General features: G+C 64.3%; 18 protein-coding genes. 16 read left to right on the top strand and 2 right to left on the bottom strand.

Annotated elements, in window-relative coordinates:
• The first annotated feature begins 213 nt into the window (after window positions 1-213).
• The 12 genes from F0Q04_RS08155 to accD all read left to right on the top strand — a co-directional run bounded on the left by F0Q04_RS08155 (window position 214) and on the right by accD (window position 14062).
• Entirely contained in the window at window positions 214-1212 is a 999-nt protein-coding gene (locus tag F0Q04_RS08155; RefSeq protein WP_182345134.1) for a LysR family transcriptional regulator, read from the top strand.
• A gap of 50 nt (window positions 1213-1262) precedes the next feature.
• On the top strand, window positions 1263-2687 hold the full coding sequence (gene leuC, locus F0Q04_RS08150; RefSeq protein WP_182345133.1) for a 3-isopropylmalate dehydratase large subunit: 1425 nt from the start codon (window positions 1263-1265) through the stop codon (window positions 2685-2687).
• 16 nt (window positions 2688-2703) lie between these two features.
• Window positions 2704-2829: an entericidin A/B family lipoprotein gene (locus tag F0Q04_RS08145; RefSeq protein ID WP_182345132.1), complete on the top strand. Its 126-nt coding sequence runs from the start codon at window positions 2704-2706 to the stop codon at window positions 2827-2829.
• A gap of 63 nt (window positions 2830-2892) precedes the next feature.
• Window positions 2893-3555: a 3-isopropylmalate dehydratase small subunit gene (leuD, locus tag F0Q04_RS08140; protein WP_116924768.1), complete on the top strand. Its 663-nt coding sequence runs from the start codon at window positions 2893-2895 to the stop codon at window positions 3553-3555.
• Window positions 3556-3634: 79 nt separating this feature from the next.
• On the top strand, window positions 3635-4702 hold the full coding sequence (gene leuB, locus F0Q04_RS08135) for a 3-isopropylmalate dehydrogenase (RefSeq protein ID WP_116924767.1): 1068 nt from the start codon (window positions 3635-3637) through the stop codon (window positions 4700-4702).
• Window positions 4703-5190: 488 nt separating this feature from the next.
• Window positions 5191-6303: an aspartate-semialdehyde dehydrogenase gene (asd, locus tag F0Q04_RS08130; RefSeq protein WP_116924766.1), complete on the top strand. Its 1113-nt coding sequence runs from the start codon at window positions 5191-5193 to the stop codon at window positions 6301-6303.
• 336 nt (window positions 6304-6639) lie between these two features.
• The gene (locus F0Q04_RS08125; RefSeq protein ID WP_182345131.1) at window positions 6640-9417 is read left to right on the top strand and encodes a FimV/HubP family polar landmark protein; all 2778 of its coding nucleotides are present in this window, start codon (window positions 6640-6642) and stop codon (window positions 9415-9417) included.
• A gap of 81 nt (window positions 9418-9498) precedes the next feature.
• Entirely contained in the window at window positions 9499-10317 is an 819-nt protein-coding gene (truA, locus tag F0Q04_RS08120; protein ID WP_182345130.1) for a tRNA pseudouridine(38-40) synthase TruA, read from the top strand.
• Window positions 10318-10339: 22 nt separating this feature from the next.
• On the top strand, window positions 10340-11062 hold the full coding sequence (locus F0Q04_RS08115; RefSeq protein ID WP_116924921.1) for a phosphoribosylanthranilate isomerase: 723 nt from the start codon (window positions 10340-10342) through the stop codon (window positions 11060-11062).
• Window positions 11055-12323 (top strand): tryptophan synthase subunit beta, encoded by a 1269-nt coding sequence (gene trpB / locus F0Q04_RS08110; protein ID WP_021026442.1) that lies wholly within the window; start codon window positions 11055-11057, stop codon window positions 12321-12323. The genes F0Q04_RS08115 and trpB overlap by 8 nt, the downstream gene beginning before the upstream one ends.
• The gene (trpA, locus tag F0Q04_RS08105; RefSeq protein WP_116924763.1) at window positions 12320-13129 is read left to right on the top strand and encodes a tryptophan synthase subunit alpha; all 810 of its coding nucleotides are present in this window, start codon (window positions 12320-12322) and stop codon (window positions 13127-13129) included. Before trpB ends, trpA begins: the two co-directional genes overlap by 4 nt.
• Before the next feature lie 60 nt (window positions 13130-13189).
• Window positions 13190-14062: an acetyl-CoA carboxylase, carboxyltransferase subunit beta gene (accD, locus tag F0Q04_RS08100; protein ID WP_021026440.1), complete on the top strand. Its 873-nt coding sequence runs from the start codon at window positions 13190-13192 to the stop codon at window positions 14060-14062.
• A 103-nt stretch (window positions 14063-14165) separates the two neighbouring features.
• On the opposite strand, the gene F0Q04_RS08095 is transcribed toward accD, so the two are convergent.
• Entirely contained in the window at window positions 14166-14723 is a 558-nt protein-coding gene (locus F0Q04_RS08095) for a YggT family protein (RefSeq protein ID WP_116924762.1), read from the bottom strand.
• Between the two features lie 266 nt (window positions 14724-14989).
• Here F0Q04_RS08095 and lysS point away from each other — a divergent pair, with 266 nt between their 5' ends.
• The 4 genes from lysS to F0Q04_RS08075 all read left to right on the top strand — a co-directional run bounded on the left by lysS (window position 14990) and on the right by F0Q04_RS08075 (window position 18668).
• Window positions 14990-16531, top strand: a complete 1542-nt coding sequence (gene lysS / locus F0Q04_RS08090) for a lysine--tRNA ligase (protein WP_182345129.1) — start codon at window positions 14990-14992, stop codon at window positions 16529-16531.
• 107 nt (window positions 16532-16638) lie between these two features.
• On the top strand, window positions 16639-17652 hold the full coding sequence (locus F0Q04_RS08085) for a hypothetical protein (RefSeq protein ID WP_182345128.1): 1014 nt from the start codon (window positions 16639-16641) through the stop codon (window positions 17650-17652).
• A 90-nt stretch (window positions 17653-17742) separates the two neighbouring features.
• Entirely contained in the window at window positions 17743-18366 is a 624-nt protein-coding gene (locus tag F0Q04_RS08080) for a mechanosensitive ion channel domain-containing protein (RefSeq protein ID WP_116924760.1), read from the top strand.
• 128 nt (window positions 18367-18494) lie between these two features.
• Window positions 18495-18668, top strand: coding sequence for a DUF1328 domain-containing protein (locus tag F0Q04_RS08075; protein ID WP_021026435.1), 174 nt, complete (start codon window positions 18495-18497; stop codon window positions 18666-18668).
• Window positions 18669-18760: 92 nt separating this feature from the next.
• On the opposite strand, the gene F0Q04_RS08070 is transcribed toward F0Q04_RS08075, so the two are convergent.
• Window positions 18761-20518, bottom strand: coding sequence for an ABC transporter ATP-binding protein/permease (locus F0Q04_RS08070; protein ID WP_182345127.1), 1758 nt, complete (start codon window positions 20516-20518; stop codon window positions 18761-18763).
• Between the last annotated feature and the right edge of the window lie 81 nt (window positions 20519-20599).

Below are 20599 nucleotides of genomic sequence, written 5' to 3'. Positions count from 1 at the left end.
GCGATGTCTGCTCAATCGCGGTGAGACTGCCCAATGGGGTGATGCCTTTACAAAAACGAACACATTCAGCGCAGATTGGTGAAGGCCGTTGTTGGCGCAAGCGGCTATGTTTTCATGCAAATGACACATCAGCCATCGCCATCCGCGATACCAAACGCGATATTTGGCGATAAAATGGCTGCTGATTTCTAAAAACACGATACCTCCCCCGCCATGAAAAGCTCAGAGCGCAGTTTTGCGCGCCGCATTGACCTGACCTCGCTCCAGCTGTTTGTGGCGGTGTGCGAGCTGGGCAGCATTGGCCGGGCGGCAGAGCGGGAGTTCATCGCGGCCTCGGCCGTCAGCAAGCGCCTGTCCGACCTGGAAACGGCCGTCGACACCCAGCTGCTGTACCGCCACAGCCGGGGTGTGACGTTAACGCCAGCGGGAGAGAGCCTGCTGCACCATGCCCGCAATGTGCTGTTCGGGCTGGAGCGCATGCAGGGCGAATTGAGCGAATACGCCGATGGCGTGCGCGGCCATGTGCGCATCCATGCCAATATTTCGGCGATCGTGCAGTTTCTGCCCGAGGACCTGGGCAGCTTTGCCCGCGCGCACAGCCAGATCAAGATCGACCTGCAGGAGCACCTCAGTGCGCAGGTGATCCAGGCCGTGCATGAAGGCACGGCCGACCTGGGCATCTGCAACCCCGATGCCGTTGCCAACACCGCCGAGCTCGATCTGCAGTCGCGCCCCTACCGCAGCGACCACCTGATGCTGGTGGTGCCGCTGGACCATGCACTGGCCCAGCGCAACAGCATCAGTTTTGAAGAAGCGCTGGAATGGGACATTGTCGGCCTGCAATCGGGCAGCAGCATCAGCCAGGCCATGCGCACCGCATCGGCCCAGCTGCGCCGGCCGCTGCGCCAGCGCATCCAGGTCACGAGCCTGGACGCCATGTGCCGCATGATCGACAACGGCCTGGGCATCGGCCTGCTGCCCGACCGCGCCTTTGCGCTGATGCATGGCGTGGGCAACCTGCGCGGCATCCGCTTGGCCGACGCCTGGGCGCAGCGCGAGCTGCGGCTGATGGCGCGTGATTTTGAGGCGCTGCCGGTCACCGCCCGCCTGCTGGTCGAGCACCTGAGCCCCCGGCCCGCCGACGAGGCCCAGGCCACCGACCAGCAGGACGCGGACCTGGCCGTGCACCTGCAGACCTTTGCGCATCTTTGATATCCAGCATTTAGCCCCTTGATGAGACCCTTGACCCAAAGAGAACCACGATGACCGGACGCACCCTCTACGACAAGATTTTTGACGAGCACACCATCCACACCGAAGAGGATGGCACCGCCGTGCTGTATATCGACCGCCATCTGGTGCACGAAGTCACCAGCCCTCAGGCGTTTGAAGGTCTGCGCATGGCGGGCCGCAAGCTCTGGCGCGTGAGCTCCGTGGTCGCCACCGCCGACCACAACACCCCCACCACCGGTTGGGAGCGCGGCTATGACGGTATCGAGGACCCGATCAGCAAGGAACAGATCGTCACCCTGAACGACAACATCGGCGAGTTCGGCGCCGCCGCCTTCTTCCCCTTCATGGACAAGGGCCAGGGCATCGTCCACGTGATGGGCCCCGAGCAAGGCGCCACCCTGCCCGGCATGACCGTGGTCTGCGGCGACAGCCACACCAGCACCCATGGCGCCTTTGGCGCGCTGGCCCACGGCATCGGCACCTCCGAGGTCGAGCACGTGATGGCCACGCAGACGCTGCTGGCCAAGAAGGCCAAGAACATGCTGATCAAGGTGGACGGCAAGGTCGCCTCCGGCGTGACCGCCAAGGACATCGTGCTGGCCATCATCGGCCGAATCGGCACCGCAGGCGGCACCGGCTACACCATCGAGTTTGCCGGCTCGGCCATCCGTGACCTGTCCATCGAAGGCCGCATGACGGTCTGCAATATGGCCATTGAAGCCGGCGCCCGCGCAGGGCTCGTCGCGGTGGACAGCAAGACCATCGACTACGTCAAGGGCCGCCCGCTGGCGCCTACCGGCGTCGAATGGGACCAGGCCGTCAGCTACTGGAAGACCTTGCACTCCGACGTCGATGCCAAGTTCGACACCGTGGTCACCCTGCGCGCCGAAGACATCGTTCCCCAGGTCACCTGGGGCACCAGCCCCGAGATGGTGCTGGGTGTCGATGCCACCGTGCCCGATCCGGACAAGGAAAAGGACCCGAACAAGCGCGGCGCCATCGAACGCGCGCTGACGTATATGAACCTGGAGCCAGGCAAGCCGATCAACGACATCTTCGTCGACAAGGTGTTCATCGGCAGCTGCACCAACAGCCGCATCGAAGACATGCGTGAAGCCGCTGCCGTGGTCAAGAAACTGGGCCAGAAAGTGGCCAAGAATGTGAAGCTGGCGATGGTGGTTCCGGGCTCGGGTCTGGTCAAGGCCCAGGCCGAGGCCGAGGGCCTGGACCAGATCTTCACCGCCGCCGGCTTTGAGTGGCGCGAGCCCGGATGCTCGATGTGCCTGGCGATGAACGCCGACCGCCTCGAGCCCGGTGAGCGCTGCGCATCGACCAGCAACCGCAACTTCGAAGGCCGCCAGGGCGCCGGGGGCCGCACCCATCTGGTCAGCCCCGCGATGGCTGCAGCCGCTGCCGTGCACGGCCACTTTGTGGACATCCGCCGTTTTGCATGACCCCAGGAGCTATGCGATGAAAAACCGTTTTGCCTTCTTCACCATCGCGCTCGCCGCGCTGCTGTCGGGCTGCAACACTGTCCACGGCATTGGCCAGGACGTGCAGGGGGCGGGCAACGCCATCTCGCGCGCAGCACGCTAACCCCATCCCATACACCGCTGGCCACGCTCAGCCCATGAACGTGGCCAGCCCAAAGGCTTGAACATGCAAAAATTCACCATCCACACCGGCCTCGTGGCACCCATGGACCGCGAGAACGTCGACACCGACGCCATCATCCCCAAGCAGTTCCTCAAGTCGATCAAGAAGACCGGCTTTGGCGTCAACGCCTTTGACGAATGGCGCTACCTGGACCAGCCCGGCCAGCCAGGCGTGCCCGAGTCCGCCCGCAAGCCCAACCCGGACTTTGTGCTCAACCAGCAGCGCTACCAGGGCGCCAGCATCCTGATTGCCCGCAAGAACTTTGGCTGCGGCTCCAGCCGCGAGCACGCGCCCTGGGCGCTGGACCAGTTTGGCTTCCGCGCCATTCTCGCCCCCAGCTTTGCCGATATCTTCTTCAATAACTGCTTCAAGAACGGCCTGCTGCCCATCGTGCTGCCCGAGGCCACGATCGACATGCTGTTCAACGAAGTCGCGGTGCATCCCGGCTACAGCCTGACCATCGACCTGGACCAGCAGGTCATCCTGCGCCCCGGTGGCGAAACCATCCCTTTCGATGTGATCGCCTTTCGCAAGTACTGCCTGCTCAACGGCTTTGATGACATTGGCTTGACGCTGCGCCACAAGGACAAGATCCAGGCCTATGAAGCCAACCGCCTGGCCACCAAGCCCTGGCTGGCACACAGCCTGGTGCAAGCCAAGGCCTGAGCGCCGCGCGCATCCCTTTCACGCCATCCCCGCTGCGCCCCCCCGGGCGCAGCCCTGCCATCCTGACTGAGAAAAAACCATGAAAATCGCTGTATTGCCCGGAGACGGCATTGGTCCAGAAATCGTTGCAGAAGCCGTGAAGGTGCTCGACGCCCTGAAGCTCGACCTGCACCTGCAAAGCGCACCTGTCGGTGGCGCCGCCTATGAGGCCTCCGGCCACCCGCTGCCACCCGCCACGCTGGAGCTTGCCAAGGCATCGGACGCGATCCTGTTTGGCGCCGTGGGCGACTGGAAGTACGACACGCTCGAGCGCGCGCTGCGCCCCGAGCAGGCGATCCTGGGCCTGCGCAAGGCGCTGGGCCTGTTTGCCAACTTCCGCCCCGCGATCTGCTACAAGGAGCTGACCCACGCCTCCAGCTTGAAGCCCGAGCTGGTGTCCGGCCTCGACATCCTGATCATCCGCGAGCTGACCGGCGATATCTATTTCGGCCAGCCGCGCGGCCGCCGCAGCGCACCGGACGGTCACTTCCCCGGCGCCGAAGAAGCCTTCGACACGATGCGCTACACCCGCCCCGAGATCGAGCGCATCGGCCATGTCGCCTTTCAGGCCGCGCAAAAGCGCAGCAAGCGCGTGACCAGCGTGGACAAGGCCAATGTCCTGGAAACCTTCCAGCTGTGGAAGGACGTGATGACCGACGTGGGCAAGCAGTACCCTGATGTGCAGTTGGACCACATGTATGTGGACAACGCCGCGATGCAGCTGGTCAAGGAACCCAAGCGTTTTGACGTGGTCGTCACCGGCAATATGTTTGGCGACATCCTGAGCGACGAAGCCTCGATGCTGACCGGCTCGATCGGCATGCTGCCCTCGGCCAGCCTCAACGACAAGAAGCAAGGCCTGTACGAACCCAGCCACGGCTCGGCACCGGACATCGCCGGCAAGGGTGTTGCCAACCCGCTGGCCACCATCCTGTCTGCGGCGATGATGCTGCGCTTTAGCCTGGGCCAGGAAGCCGCTGCCCAGAAGATCGAAGCGGCTGTGCAAAAGGTGCTGGCCCAGGGCCTGCGCACGCCAGACATCTACAGCGAAGGCACGACCAAGGTCGGCACCCAGCAAATGGGCGACGCCGTGGTGGCCGCTCTGTAAGCAACCGTCTTCACAAGGCCTCTCCAAGAGCGACCTGCGGGTCGCTTTTTTTGTGCCTGCAGAACAATGAAGCGCTTCGACAACGCATGTAGCCACCCCGTTTCAACACCAAAACGACGACAGAAGCACGGCACGCTTTCGACTTTAGTCATTTCGACGAAATAAAATACCATAAATGGTCGAAAAATAGTTTTTAATGTCGTATATGCATGCGCTTCGATGCGCCAGCACTCGAAATTTATAAAAATTTCTGCACAGGTTTTAAAATTTGGCGCTAGAATAGCTTCCTATGTCTGCGCACTGCCCTATTTCTTGGCTGAACCCCATCACCCCCATTGAGGCGGGTATGGCTGCGCGCGCATACACATTCACAACCACCACGAAGATTACCGGCTGATCCAGCCTGGTTCGTCGTGCGCCTCCCCCTGGCCGACGAGCCAGGCCCTCAGCCCCACGTGGTATTTCCTTTAGGTACACAAGGGCGTTTTATGAGCAAGCAATTGGTAGGTTTGGTGGGCTGGCGCGGCATGGTCGGCTCGGTGTTGATGGACCGCATGCAGGCAGAAGGTGACTTCGCGCTGATCGAGCCGGTGTTTTTCTCGACCTCCAACGCAGGCGGCAAGGCCCCGGCGATGGCGACCGTGCACACCCAGCTCAAGGATGCCAATGACATTGCCGAGCTGTCCAAGTGCGACATCATCATCACCTGCCAAGGCGGCGACTACACCAAGGAAGTCTTCCCCCAGATCCGCGCTGCCGGCTGGAATGGCCACTGGATCGATGCCGCCTCTTCGCTGCGCATGCAAGACGATGCCGTCATCGTGCTCGACCCGGTCAATGACGCACTGATCCAGCGCAAGCTGGCCGCTGGCGGCAAGAACTGGATTGGCGGCAACTGCACCAACTCCATCTTGCTGATGGGCCTGTCGGGCCTATTCAACGCCGGTCTGGTCGAATGGGTCTCGTCGATGACCTACCAGGCCGCGTCCGGCGGCGGCGCCAACCACATGCGCGAACTGCTCAAGGGCATGGGCGTGGTGCACGCTGCCGTTGCCGATGAGCTGGCCACGCCCGCATCGGCCATTTTGGAGATCGACCGCAAGGTGGCCCAAACCATCCGCAGCGATGTGCCCACCGAATTCTTTGGCGCCCCCTTGGCCGGCGGCCTGATCCCCTGGATCGATGCCCAGCTGGACAACGGCCAGTCCAAGGAAGAGTGGAAGGGCCAGGCCGAGGTCAACAAGATCCTGGGCACCGATGCCACCATCCCCGTCGACGGCCTGTGCGTGCGCATTGGCGCGATGCGCTGCCACAGCCTGGCGCTGACCCTGAAGCTCAACAAGGACCTGCCGCTGGCCGAGATCGAAGCACTGATCAAGGGCGGCAACGACTGGGTCAAGTGGGTGCCCAACGAGCGCGCCGTGACCGTCCAGGAACTGACCCCGGCTGCCGTGACCGGTGGCCTGGAAGTGGCCGTCGGCCGTGTGCGCAAGCTGAACATGGGTCCCGAGTACGTCTCGGCCTTCGTGATCGGTGACCAGCTGCTGTGGGGCGCTGCCGAGCCACTGCGCCGCATGCTGCGTATCCTGCTGGCCGCTTGATGCCCGCCTGATTCGTCAGCAGCCCAACCATCCCACCTTCCGGATCTGCTCCCAGCAGCTGGAAGGTGTTTTTCATAGTGCGTTGGCGCAGGCCTCAGGCACGGCGCTGCTCGGCGCCCGCCTTCTGGAGAGTTGCTCCGGAACAACAATCGAACAGGCCGGAGCGAGCCCAAGCACCCTATCAAATGAGATGCCCATTCCTTAACTTGTCACCCCAACACATTACTGTTAAGGTTCTTTTTACTGATAATTACCGATTTCGCGTCTTAGGGGGAGGGCTTTCTCATGGGTACAAAAACAACCCCGCGCGCTTCTACTATTCAATCAAATAGCACTATGCATCGCTGGAAAATCACTGCGCTTGCCGCCGCCATGGCAGCCTTTGGCCTGTACACAGGGGAAGCATCAGCGCTCGCGCTGGGCAAGATCAATGTGAAATCCGCGCTGGGCGAGCCCCTGCGCGCGGAAATCGAAGTTCCGCAGATCACCGACGCCGAGGCCGATACCTTGCAGGTCAAGACGGCCTCGTCGGCCGTCTTCCGCACCCAGGGCATGGACTACTCGGGCACGGCCAGCGCCGTGCGCGCCCAGCTGCAGCGCCGCGCCAATGGCACAGCCGTGATCGTGCTGACCACGCAGCGGCCGGTCAACGACCCCTTTGTCGACTATGTGATCGACGCCAACTGGAATTCCGGCCAGGTCGTACGCAGCTACACCATGCTGTTCGACCCGCCCAACCTGCGCAAGCCCGAACCCGCCGTAACGGTGGCCCCACAGCTGAGCGCAGCCGCCGCCCCAGCAGCGCGCCCACCGGCGCCACCTGTGCGCGTGATCGAAGAACCCCTGGCATCGGCCACGCCAGCGCCTGCCCCGGCCACCCGCAGTGCTGCAGCACCACGCCCTGCACCAGCACCACGCGCCAACATTCCGCCCAGCGCCAGCAACAACAGCGGTGGCGACACCGTGCGCACCCAACGGGGTGACACGCTGGGCCGCATCGCCGCGCAGAACAAGCCCGCTGATATCTCGCTCGACCAGATGCTCATCGCCGTGGTGCAGAGCAACCCGCACGCCTTTGTCGGTGGCAACGTCAACCGCATGAAGGCAGGTGTCACGCTGACCATGCCGACGGCCGAGCAGGCCCGCGCGGTATCGCCCCGCCAGGCGCGCCAGATGGTGGCCGCACAAAGCCGCGACTTCAACAGCTACCGCAGCCAGCTCGCGGCCAAGGCCGCGCCCGCCCAGATCGCCACCGATACGCGCGCTGCCAGCGGCAAGGTCGAGGCCTCGGTGGACGACAAGAAGCCCCAGAGCTTGGCACCGGACCAGCTCAAGCTGAGCAAGGAAGCGGCCAAGGGCACGAAGTCGGCCGAAGCCAGCGTCGCCAGCGCCCAGCAGGCCAATGCGGCCCAGGAGCGCAGCTCCGAGCTGAACAAGAACATCGAAGAGCTCAACAAGCTCAAGCAAGCCGCTGCGGGCACCGCAGCCTCGGCGACATCCGCGGGCGTCCCGGCAGACGCCAAGCCTGCCGCTACGGCCACCGTTGCTGCCACGGGCAATGGGCCTGCAGCCACTGCACCTGGTGCTACGCCGGCGCCTGCTGCAGGCACGACTGCACCTGCTGCACCCGCAACGCCTGCGGCAACGGCCCCAGCACCGGCAGCAGCCCCCGCTACCGCGCCCGCCGCAGCGCCTGCTGCTGGCACCGGTGACACCGCTGCGCCTGCAGCAGCGCCCGCTCCTGACCCGGCACCCAAACCCAAGCCCACTCCAGCTCCCGCGCCGGTCGAAGAGCCCAGCTTTGTCGATGAGCTGCTGGGCAACCCTCTGATGCCCGTGGCTGGCGGCCTGGCCATCCTCGCGCTGCTCGGCGGCCTGTGGTACCGCAACAAAAAACGCAACGAAGGCGTCAACGCCGCGACCGACTCGGTGCTCGAGAGCAGCCTGGCCCAGGACTCGTTCTTTGGCGCCAGCGGTGGCCAGCACATCGACACCTCGGTGAGCGCGATGACCACCGGCAACTCCTCGCTGGCCTACACCCCCAGCCAGCTCGATGCCGGAGATGTCGATCCGGTGGCCGAAGCCGATGTCTACCTGGCCTACGGCCGTGACCTGCAGGCCGAGGAAATCCTCAAGGAAGCGCTGCGCACCAGCCCAACCCGCAGCGCGCTCCATGCCAAGCTGGCCGAGATCTACGCCAAGCGCAAGGACCGCCTGGCGCTGGAGAGCATCGCCAAGGATGCCCGCCAGCTGACCGGTGGCACCGGCCCCGACTGGTTGCGCATCGCCGCGCTGGGCCAGGAGCTGGACGCGGCCAACCCGATCTACCAGAACAGCACCGCTGCGGTGCCTTCTGCGGCCGAGATCGCCACGCCTGCCGCGCTGGCCGCCGCCGCCGCTGCTGCGCGCGCCGAGCCGATTCCATTCGAGAACACGCTACCGCCCACGACGATGGCGGCCTCCAGCCCTGCCAGCGCATTCAGCCCCTCCACCGGTCTGGATTTCGCGATGAGCAGCCAGCTGACCGAGACCCCGGATGCCGCCTCGCAGTTCCAGGCACCGGCAGCGCCTGCTGCCCCGGTAGCCGCGCCAGCTGCGCCGGCCGCTGATGCGGGCCTGGCTTTTGAAGCGCTGGCGCCTGCCGCAGGCAAGCCTGCGCTGTCAATGGAAGACTTTGACCGCCAGCTGGCCGAAGCGCTGAGCATTCCGTCCGAGCTCTCGCCCAGTGCCAGCCACAGCGCCGCGCAGAGCCTGGAGACCCAGCCTGGCTCGCTAGACTTCCAGTTGAGCGACTTCGACAGCCAAAGCACGGCGCAGATGCCCATTGGCGACAAGAGCATGCCGACGATGGACTTTGACATGACCTCGCTGTCGCTGGACCTGCCCAGCAGCGGCGAGCCCGACCACACCCATCCGGTCACCCTGGCCGATGACATGGCCGGTCTGGAGATCGATGACAGCGATCCGCTGGCCACCAAGCTGACCCTGGCCCAGGAATTCCTGGCCATCGGCGACAAGGAAGGCGCGCGCTCGCTGGCCGAAGAAGTCATGGCCGAGTCGTCCAGCGCCACGGTCAAGGCCCAGGCCCAGCGCCTGCTGGACCAAAGCCGCTGACCCGCAGCCGCTCCTTGGCACCAGCCCCGCTCTGCGGGGCTTTTTCATGGCCGGGTGGGCCGGCAGCCTTATGATGGCGCCATGCGAATCGCCCTGGGCATCACCTACAACGGACAGGCCTACCAGGGCTGGCAAAGCCAGCCCAGCGGCAACACTGTCCAAGACCATCTAGAAGCGGCGCTGAGCCGCTTTGCCGCCTCCCCCCTCTCCACCATTTGCGCTGGCCGCACCGATGCCGGTGTGCACGGCCTCATGCAGGTGGTGCATTTCGACGCCCCTGTCGAGCGCAGCGAGGCCTCCTGGGTGCGTGGCACCAACACCTTCTTGCCCAAGGATATAGCCGTGCAATGGGCGCGCAACGTGCCCAATGCCTTCCACAGCCGCGCCTGCGCTACATCCCGCCGCTATGGCTATGCCTTGCTGCAGTCGCCGGTGCGCCCCAGCGTGGAGCATGGCAGGGTCGGCTGGGTGTTCCAGCCGCTGGATCTGCAGGCTATGGAGCGCGCGGTGCAGTATCTGCTGGGCGAGCATGATTTCTCCTCGTTCCGCGCCGCCGGCTGCCAGGCCAAGTCGCCCGTCAAGACCTTGTATGCGATCAATATTGGCCGCAGCGCCCAGCGCGCCAGTGCCTCGCGCGATGGCGTGCCGTCCTGCTACTGGCGCTTTGATTTCCAGGGCAGCGCCTTCCTGCACCACATGATCCGCAACATCATGGGCTGCCTGGTCGTGATTGGCCAGGGCACCAAGCCGCCAGAGTGGATGCAAGAGGTGCTCGACGCGCGCAGCCGCGAGACCGCCGCCCCCACCTTCTCGCCCGATGGCCTGTACTTTCTGGGCCCGCAGTACGATGCGCACTGGGGCCTGCCCAGCGAGGCCATATCGTTTGACTGGTTTGCCTGAACAAGGAGCTCCATTGACCGCCATGCAAGCAACTGCGGGCCGCACCCGCATCAAGATCTGTGGCCTGACCCGCGAACAGGATGTGGACGCGGCCGTGGCCGCCGGCGCCGATGCCATCGGCTTTGTGCTCTACCCCGCCAGCCCCCGGGCCGTGACCGCCGAGCGCGCCGCTGAGCTGGCTCGCCGCCTGCCCGCCTTCGTCACCCCCGTGCTGCTGTTTGTCAACGAGACCCCGGCCCAGGTAATGGCTGCCTGCGCCCGCGTGCCCGGCGCCATCGCCCAGTTCCATGGCGACGAGAGCCCGGAGCAATGCCTGGCGTCGACGGGCGGCGGCGAGCGCAGCTTTTTGCGCGCCGCACGCATACCCCTTGGCGACGCTGCGGTGCAGTTCGACCTCGTAGAATATGCCCATCGATATTCACACGCCAAGGCCATCCTGCTCGACGCCCATGTCGAGGGGTTCGGCGGCGGCGGCAAAGCATTCAATTGGTCACTGCTTCCAACAAACGTAGCCTCTCATCTCGTTTTGTCTGGTGGACTCACGCCTGCAAACGTGACCGATGGCATTGTGCAAGTCAGACCGCGCTGCATCTCGCTCGCGGTGGATGTGAGCTCCGGCGTTGAGATGACTGGTGCCGATGGCAAACCCATCAAGGGCACCAAGGACGCCGAAAAAATCCAACAGTTTGTCGCTGCCGTGCGTGCCGCTGACACACTACTTGCCAAGAATCCCTTCCATGTTTGAATACCAGCAACCCGATACCGCGGGCCATTTCGGCCCCTATGGCGGCAGCTTTGCCAGCGAAACCCTGACCCACGCCCTGGTCGAGCTGCGCGAGGCCTATGACAAGTACCAGAATGATCCGGAGTTCCTGCGTGAATTCCAGTACGAGCTGGCCCACTATGTCGGCCGCCCCTCGCCCGTCTACCACGCAGCGCGCATGTCGCGCGAGATGGGTGGCGCGCAGATCTACCTCAAGCGCGAGGACCTCAACCACACCGGCGCCCACAAGATCAACAATGTGATCGGCCAGGCCATGCTCGCCAAGCGCATGGGCAAGCCGCGCATCATTGCCGAGACCGGCGCCGGCCAGCACGGCGTGGCGACGGCCACCATCTGCGCCCGCTATGGCCTCGAATGCGTGGTCTACATGGGCAGCGAAGACGTGCGCCGCCAAAGCCCGAACGTCTACCGCATGAAGCTCTTGGGCGCCACCGTGGTGCCGGTCGAGTCGGGCAGCAAGACCTTGAAGGACGCTCTCAACGAAGCGATGCGCGACTGGGTGGCCAATGTGGACAACACCTTCTACATCATCGGCACCGTCGCTGGCCCCCACCCCTACCCGATGATGGTGCGCGATTTCCAGAGCGTGATCGGCAACGAGTGCCTGACCCAGATGCCGGCGCTGTTCAAGGAACAGAACATGGCTGCCGAGCAGCCCGATGCCGTGATCGCCTGCGTGGGTGGCGGCAGCAACGCGATGGGCATCTTCTACCCCTATATCCCCTATGAGAACACGCGCCTGATCGGCGTGGAAGCGGCCGGTGAAGGCCTGGACAGCGGCAAGCACTCGGCGTCGCTGCAGCGCGGCTCGTCTGGCGTGCTGCATGGCAACCGCACCTTCATCCTGCAGGACGACAACGGCCAGATCACCGAAACCCATTCGATCAGTGCAGGTCTCGACTATCCCGGCGTGGGCCCCGAGCACGCCTGGTTGCAGGAAATCGGCCGCGCCCAGTATGTCGGCATCACCGACCAGGAGGCGCTTGACGCCTTCCACTACCTGTGCCATACCGAGGGCATCATCCCGGCGCTGGAGTCGAGCCATGCGGTGGCCTATGCTATGAAGCTGGCCAAGACCATGCGCGCCGACCAGTCCATCCTCGTGAGCCTGTCAGGCCGGGGCGACAAGGACATTGGCACGGTGGCCGACCTCTCGGGCGTCGACTTTTATGCCCAACCCTCCAGCCGCGGCGTGGCCGTCAAGGGAAGCTACACCAAATGAGCCGTATCGCCGCAACTTTTGACCAGCTGAAACTGGCCGGCCGCAAGGCCTTGATCCCCTATGTCACTGCCGGCTTTCCGTTTGCCGACATCACGCCTGCGCTGATGCATGGCATGGTCGATGCCGGCGCCAATGTGATCGAGCTGGGCGTGCCCTTCTCGGACCCGATGGCCGATGGCATCGTCATCCAGAAGGCCGGAGAAAAAGCCCTGTCGCTGGGCATCGGCATGAAGCAGGTGCTGGCCATGGTGGCCGAGTTCCGCGTCAAGGACAACACCACCCCTGTGGTGCTGATGGGCTACGCCAACCCGGTCGAGCGCTATGACCAGCTGCATGGCAAGGGCGCCTTTGTGCGCGATGCCGCTGCCGCCGGAGTCGATGGCCTGCTGGTGGTAGACTACCCGCCCGAAGAATGCGAAGCCTTTGCGGCCGATCTGCGTGCGCATGGCATGGACCTCATCTTCCTGCTGGCGCCCACCTCCACGCAAGAGCGCATGCAGCAGGTGGCGCGCGTGGCCAGTGGCTATGTGTACTACGTCTCGCTCAAGGGCGTCACCGGTGCGGGCACGCTCGATACCGGCGCCGTCGAGGCGATGCTGCCGCTGATCCGCCAGCATGTGCACATCCCTGTGGGCGTGGGCTTTGGCATTCGCGATGCGCAGACGGCCCAGGCCATCGGCAAGGTGGCCGATGCCGTGGTGATCGGCACCCGCATCATCCAGCTGATCGAAAACCAGCCGCACGAGAAAGTCGTGGCGCTGGTCTCCGATTTTTTGCGTGGCATCCGCAAGGCGCTTGACGCATAATGCGCCTCCTGGGCTGCGCCGTGCGCAGCCCCTTGAGTGCGAGAGCAAAGGAAAACAACCATGTCCTGGCTAGAGAAACTGTTACCCGCCAAGATCCAGCACACCGACCCGGCCGAGCGTCGCCAGATGCCCGAAGGTCTGTGGATCAAGTGCCCTGCATGCGAAGCCGTGCTGTACAAGGCCGACCTGGAGCACAACTTCAATGTCTGCCCCAAGTGCAGCCACCACCACCGCATGTCGGCGCGCGCGCGCCTGAACCAGTTCCTCGACGCCGAAGGCCGCTACGAGATTGGCCAGGAAGTGCTGCCCGTCGATGCGCTGAAGTTCAAGGACAGCCGCAAGTACCCCGAGCGCCTCAAGGAAGCTCTGGAAAACACCGGCGAGACCGATGCACTGGTCGTCATGGGTGGCTCGGTCAAGAGCATCAACCTGGTGGTCGCCTGCTTCGAGTTTGAATTCATGGGCGGCTCGATGGGCTCGGTCGTTGGCGAGCGCTTTGTGCGCGGCGTTGAAACCGCCATCGAGCAAAAGGTGCCGTTTGTGTGCTTTACCGCCACCGGCGGCGCGCGCATGCAGGAGGGCCTGCTCAGCCTGATGCAGATGGCCAAGACCAATGCCGCGCTGACCCGATTTGCCAAGAAGGGCCTGCCCTACATCAGCGTGCTGACCGATCCGACGATGGGCGGCGTGTCTGCCGGTTTTGCCTTCATGGGCGATATCGTCATGGCCGAGCCCAAGGCGCTGATCGGCTTTGCCGGCCCGCGCGTGATCGAGAACACCGTGCGCGTCAAGCTGCCAGAGGGCTTCCAGCGCGCCGAGTTCCTGCAGCAAAAGGGTGGCGTGGACATGATTGTCGACCGCCGCGAGCTGCGCGACCGCATTGCCAGCAGCCTGGCCATGCTGCAGCGCCTGCCCGCTGACGCGGTGGCCTGATCGGCCCGGCGCGGCCCAGTGGCCCCGCTTGGGGCGCTAAACACCCACAAAAAAACCGCCTCTGGCGGTTTTTCTGCGTCTGGGCTCCGGCCCCACTACCGTATCACACCGCCATCAACAGGCGCGACTGCAGGTGGGCCAGCATGATGGAGATGATCTGCAAGCCCACCAGCAGCACGATGGGCGACAGATCGACCCCGCCAATGAGCGGAATGACCTTGCGCAAGGGGCGCAGCAGCGGCGCGGTGAGCTGGTGGAACACGGCATTCATCACTGCATTGCCCGAGGACAGCCAGGACAGCACGGCGTGCACCAGGGTCACCACCACCATCGTGGAGATGGCGATATTGGCCACGCCAATGGTGGCGACCACCAGCACCGACAGCAGTGATGCGAGGCCGCCCGAGACCAGCCACAGCAGCACAAACTGGACCACCTGCACCAGCCAGGCACCCAGGATGCTGGCCCAGTCGCCACCGGGCAGCCCCTTGGTGATCCTGCGCAAGGGCAGCACCATCCAGCTGGTCAGCGCCAGCACCAGCTGCCCCAGCGGGTTGTTGAAGGAGATGCGCTGGTACTGCATGTACCAGCGCAGCAGGCATGCGCCGGTCAGCAGACCGCCTGCAATATTGAGCAGCAGGGACAGGATTTGAAAAAGCATCGGTGTTTCCAGTCGGGATCGGTCCCGATTGCGCAAAATTTGCTATTGAATTTGCTATTAAAAATGAAGCTGACAGGCCCATTGCAAAGGGCTTGAAGCAGTTATTCTAGGCTCGCAGTGTGCGCCAGTGGCCGCAAATCCCCCTGGCGGCCAGGGACGAAAAGCGGTGCAGCAGTCGGACACTACGGCAATTGCCGGCAAGGGGTGCGCTAAAAATCTTAAAATGACAGGTTTTGGCCGTTTACCAGCGCAATGCTGGCCTCTTCATGTCTGAAAACCACACCACTCCCGAGACCGCGCCGGTTGCGCACGACGAAAACCAACTGATTGCCGAGCGCCGTGAAAAACTCAAAGCCCTGCGCGAAGCACAGCGCCAAGGCAAAGGTGTGGCTTTCCCCAATGACTTCAAGCCCGCCGACCGCGCTGCCGACCTGATTGCGGCCCATGCCGAAAAAGACGCCGCTGACCTGGACGCGGCTGCGCTGACCGTCAGCGTCGGCGGCCGCATGATGCTCAAGCGCGTGATGGGCAAGGCCAGCTTTGCCACCGTGCAGGATGCCACCGGCCGCATCCAGCTCTACGTCACCCGCGATGCGGTGGGCGAAGAGCTGTACGCAGATTTCAAGAAGTGGGATCTGGGCGACATCATCGGTGCCGAAGGCCAGCTGATGAAGACCAAGACCGGCGAGCTGTCGATCAAGGTGGCCCAGATCCGCATGCTCACCAAGAGCCTGCGCCCCATGCCCGACAAGTTCCACGGCATGGCCGATCTGGAGCAGAAGGTGCGCCAGCGCTATGTCGACCTGATGACCGACGAAGAGGCCCGCAAGCGCTTTGTGGCCCGTTCCAAGGCGGTCTCCGGCATCCGCGAGTTCATGGTCGAGCACGGCTTCCTCGAAGTGGAAACCCCCATGCTGCATCCCATCCCCGGTGGTGCCAATGCCAAGCCCTTCATCACCCACCACAATGCGCTGGACCAGGAGATGTACCTGCGCATTGCGCCTGAGCTCTACCTCAAGCGCCTGATCGTGGGCGGCTTCGAGCGCGTGTTCGAGATCAACCGCAACTTCCGCAACGAAGGGGTGTCGGTGCGCCACAACCCCGAGTTCACGATGATGGAGTTCTACGCGGCCTACTGGAACTACCGCGATCTGATGGACTACACCGAAGCACTGATCCGCGACGCGGCGATGAAGGCCGTGGGCACCCTGGAGCTGACCTATGGCGGCAAGCCGGTGGACCTGAGCAAGCCTTTCGAGCGCCTGACGATTACCGAAGCCATCGTCAAGTACACCGATGCCGGCGAGAACGTGGGCAACCGCGAATGGCTCACCAATGCCTTGAAGAAGCTGGGCATGAAGGAGGAGAAAGACAAGCTGGCTGGCCGCACGCTGGCCAGCCTGCAGGTGCTGTACTTCGAGGAAGTGGTCGAGGACAAGCTCTGGAACCCCACCTTCATCATGGAGCACCCGACCGAGATCAGCCCGCTGGCCCGCGCCAACGATGACCGCCCCGAAGTGACGGAGCGCTTTGAGCTCTACATCACCGGACGCGAGTTCGGCAACGGCTTCTCGGAGCTCAACGACGCCGAAGACCAGGCCGCGCGCTTCAACGCCCAGGTCGCTGCCAAGGATGGCGGCGATGACGAAGCCATGTATTACGACCACGACTTTGTGCGCGCCCTCGAGTACGGCATGCCCCCCACCGGCGGCTGCGGCATCGGTATCGACCGCTTCATGATGCTGCTGACCGACAGCGCCAGCATCCGCGACATCATCCTGTTCCCCGCACTGCGCCGGGAGCAATAAAGCGCCCCGCAGGCCCCCGGCCTGCCAACTGCGCCCAGCGGCACAGGTTCTGCCCAGAGCCTGTGCCGCTTTTTTCATGGCCAGTTGCCGCCGATATACTGGCCTGCATGCAGATACCTCGCTACTGGGCGCAAGCGCGCCTGCGCCATGAAACCAGCCCCCGCCATGGCGCCACCGTCCAGCGCTGGGGCTGGTCCGACCAGAGCCCCGATGCCGCGCAAGCCCATGCGCAGCAGCGCGCCCAGGCCGCGCTCGACCAGGTGCTCAGCGCCCCGCAGGCGCGCAACCTCGATGCCCGCTTTCAGCGCATGGAGCGGCTCGGCGAATACGGACTGAACGACCAGACCCCCATCCGCGAAGAGATTCTGGGCCAGCGCGGCCGGGCGGTGATGACGCGCAACAGCTACGGCGCGCACTGCCTCAACACCCCCGATGTCGCCATTGCCGACATGGACTTCCCGCCGCAGCCAAAGCCCCCCAGCGCGGCACCACTGCTGATCGCGGCTTTCTTTGCGCTGGCGGCCTGCTTTGTCATCTTTGCGCAGGGCGGCGCGCTGCCCGCAATGGTGGTGCTGGCAGGCACGGTGGTGGTGATGGCGCTGTGGCTCCGGCGCTTGCTGAATGCGCGGCAGAAGCAGGCCGGCAGCGCCGATCCCCGGCAGCTGGCGCTGGAGCGGGTCACCGCCTTCAGCCAGCAGCACCCCGACTGGGGTCTGCGCGTCTACAGCACACCCAAGGGCCTGCGCATCATCGTCACCCATGAGGCCATGGCGCCCAGCGACAGCGCAGTGCAGGACCTGTTCTCTGCGTTGCAGGTCGATCCGATCTACCAGCGCCTGTGCCTGCAGCAGCAGTGCTTTCGCGCCCGCGTCACCGGTAAGCCCTGGCGCATGGGCATGTCCGGCCCCAGCCCGCAGGTGCGGCGCTGGCCGGTCGCGGCCAACCAGCTGGCAGCGCGCGCAGACTGGACGCATGTCTACGACAAGCAAGCGGCGCAGTACAGCGCCTGCCGCTTCGTTGCGCAGCTGGGCCAGGCCCGCATTGCGATGGATATCCAGGCGCTGGTCGATTGGCATGACGAGGCCTGCCGGGCCGAAGAAAGCCAGCTGCCGCTGGCCTGAACGCGGCCCCAACGCGGCCCCTCGTCGCCGATAATCGGCGCATCCACCACCACGGGCTGCTTTGCACCCGCTGCGCTCCCGACGCCTGCCATGAACCGACTCAAACTCTTGATCCCTGACTGGGCCACCGAATGGGTGGACATCATCGTGCCGGCGATGCAGATCACCTTGATCCTGCTGCTGGCCATCACGCTCAACTATGTCACCCGCAAGCTCATCACCCGCGTGGCCCAGCACTACCACTGGCCGCTGGAACTGGCCGTGCCGATCAAGGGCCTGGTGCGCTGGCTCATCATTGGCGGCACCTGCCTGTTGATTCTGGAGCGCCTGGGAGTGAGCGCCACCGTGCTGTGGACGGCGTTCTCGGGCTTTGCCGCCGTTGGCGCTGTGGCCTTCTTCGCCGCCTGGAGCGTGCTGTCCAACTTCTTCTGTGCGGTGCTGATCTTCACCGTGCGGCCCTACCGGCTGGGCGACTACATCGAGGTGCTCGATGGCCTGGACAAGCCCGGGGCCAAGGGCCGCGTGGTCGATATCAACATGCTCTACACCACCATCGAAGACTTCGCAGCCGACCGCAGCCAGAGCGTGGTGCTGCAGATTCCTAACACCCATATCTTCCAAAAGGTGGTGCGCCGCTGGACCGATGATCCGCCACCGCAGCAACCCCCTGAAGCCAGCCCCGCTGTGCCAGCCGATAGGCCGGCCGCTCCCTGATACAGCCCCCGTGAGGCGCCCACCAAGCGCTGTCAGCGCCAGCCTACCGCTACTTACATCTTCGGCCCACGGCAGGTACCGGGCCCCCTGCTTAAGATGAACCATCACATGACAACAGGAGGTTTTCGATGCTTAAGTGGGCCATTATTTTTGCGGTGATCTCGTTGCTGGCCGGCGTTTTCGGCTTTACCGGTGTTGCCTCGGGCGCGGCGGGTATTGCGAAGATCCTGTTCTTCATCTTCATTGCCATCACGGTGATCTTCCTGGTGATTGCCCTGCTGGGTGTGGGCGCCGTCGCCTGACCTGTGCATTAACCATTTGACACTGACAAATGCCTGCCTTGTGCAGGCATTTTTTTGGCCCATCGCAGCTGGAGAGCTGAAGGCGATCCAGGCTAGCGCGTGACGGAACCTGGCACTACCGCACGCTGCGCTGGATCGAGCTGCCAGCGCCCGCGATGGAAGGCCTGCACACTGTCGCGGTGGGCGACCGACACCAGCGATCCACCACGCTCACGTACCAGCTGCACCAGCTGCGCATAGACCTCGGCTTCGGTCGCCTGGTCCAGCGCGCTGGTGGCCTCATCAGCAAACACCCAGGCCGGGCGTTTGAGCAGCACCCGTGCAATCGCCAGGCGCTGCTGCTCGCCCCCGGAGAGCACGGCGTTCCAGGCGGCAACCTCATCGAGCCGCTCCATGAGCGGCGCCAACTGCGCTGCACGCAAGGCTGCCTGCAGCTGGCCATCGCCATAGTCGCTAGCAGGCTGCGGGTAGGCCAAGGCTTGGCGCAGGCTGCCATCGGGAAAATAAGGGCGCTGCGCGATGAACATGCTGTCCAGCGGCCGCTGCACCCGGCCGCGCGCAAACGGCCAGATGCCGGCCAGGCTGCGCAGCAGGGTCGACTTGCCGCTGCCCGAGCGGCCGCTGATCAGCACATCCTGGCCGGCGGCCAGTTGCAAGGCCGAATCCTCGATCACCACCCGGCCCCCCGGCAGCGCCACCTGCAGGCCCTGGGTTTGCAGATGGTCGGCCGCTTCCAGCGACGGGCCCTGGGCTTGGGCCTGGGCGCGCAGACCGGCCTCAAAGCTGGCCAGACGCCGCGTGGTAGCGCGCCAGGCGGCTATATCGCTGTAGTTGTTGACGATCCAGCTGAGCGAGTCCTGCACCTGGTTGAAGGCTGAGGCAATCTGCATCAGCTGGCCCAGCTGGATGGCGCCGCTGAAAAAGCGCGGCGCCGCAATGATGAAGGGAAACACCACGGCGGCCTGGCCAAAGAAATTGGTGAACCAGGCAAGCTTTTTTTGCTGCCGGATCAGCTGCAGGTAGTTGCCCAGCACATCGCCAAAGCGCAGGCGCAGCTGCGCGCCCTCCACCCGCTCGCCGCCGTCCATCGCAATGGCCTCGGCATGCTCACGCACCCGGACCATGTGGTGGCGGTAGTCGGCCTCCAGGCGCTGCTGCGCGATATTGAGGCCCACCTGGGGCTTGCCCAGCCAAAGCGATAGGGCGCTGCCCACGAGGCAATACACGACGGCCATCCAGACCATAAAGCCGGGAATATGCAGGCTGCCGCCACCCAGCACAGCAGGCAGGCTGAGATCCATCGCCGCGCTCAGCCCCCAGAGGATGCCGACAAAGCTGACAAAGGTGACCAGGGCGTTCAACAGCCCCATGCTGAGCGCCACGGTATAACTGCTAAACAGGTTGATGTCTTCCTGGATGCGCTGGTCGGGGTTGTCCGGCATCTGCTCGCTGCTGCTGTAGCGGCCCAGCTCCATGCGGTAGAAGGCCTTGTGGGCCAGCCAGCGGCCTTGCAGGTGCTCGGTGAGCCAGCGCCGCCAGTGCCACTGCAGCAGCTGGGTGAGGTAGAACTTGTAGACCGCAATGACGATGTAGACCAGCGCCAACCACAAAAAGCGCCAGAGCTGGTGCCAGAACACATCGGCCTGCTTGTTTTGCAGCGCGTCGTAGAACACCCGGTTCCAGCTGTTGATCTGCACCAGCATGAACACCGCTGCCAGGTTGAGCGCGACGATGGCGGCCAGCAGGCCCCAGGCGCGGAGCTTTTCCTCGGAGACAAAATAGGGCCGCGTCAGCGTCAGGGCCTCGCGGCCGGCCAGCGCCACGCGGCGCAAGGGGTTGTGAAGGGGCATATGCTCTCAGCCATCTAGGGGATAAGAGCAATCTAGAGGACGGGGCTGAGGCGAGGCTTAAACCGCTGCCGCAGCCAGCAA

The sequence above is a fragment of the Comamonas koreensis genome, from assembly GCF_014076495.1.
GTDB lineage: Bacteria > Pseudomonadota > Gammaproteobacteria > Burkholderiales > Burkholderiaceae_C > Comamonas > Comamonas squillarum.
Note: the sequence above shows the minus strand (reverse complement) of the source record. Positions and strands in the feature narration are given on the sequence as shown.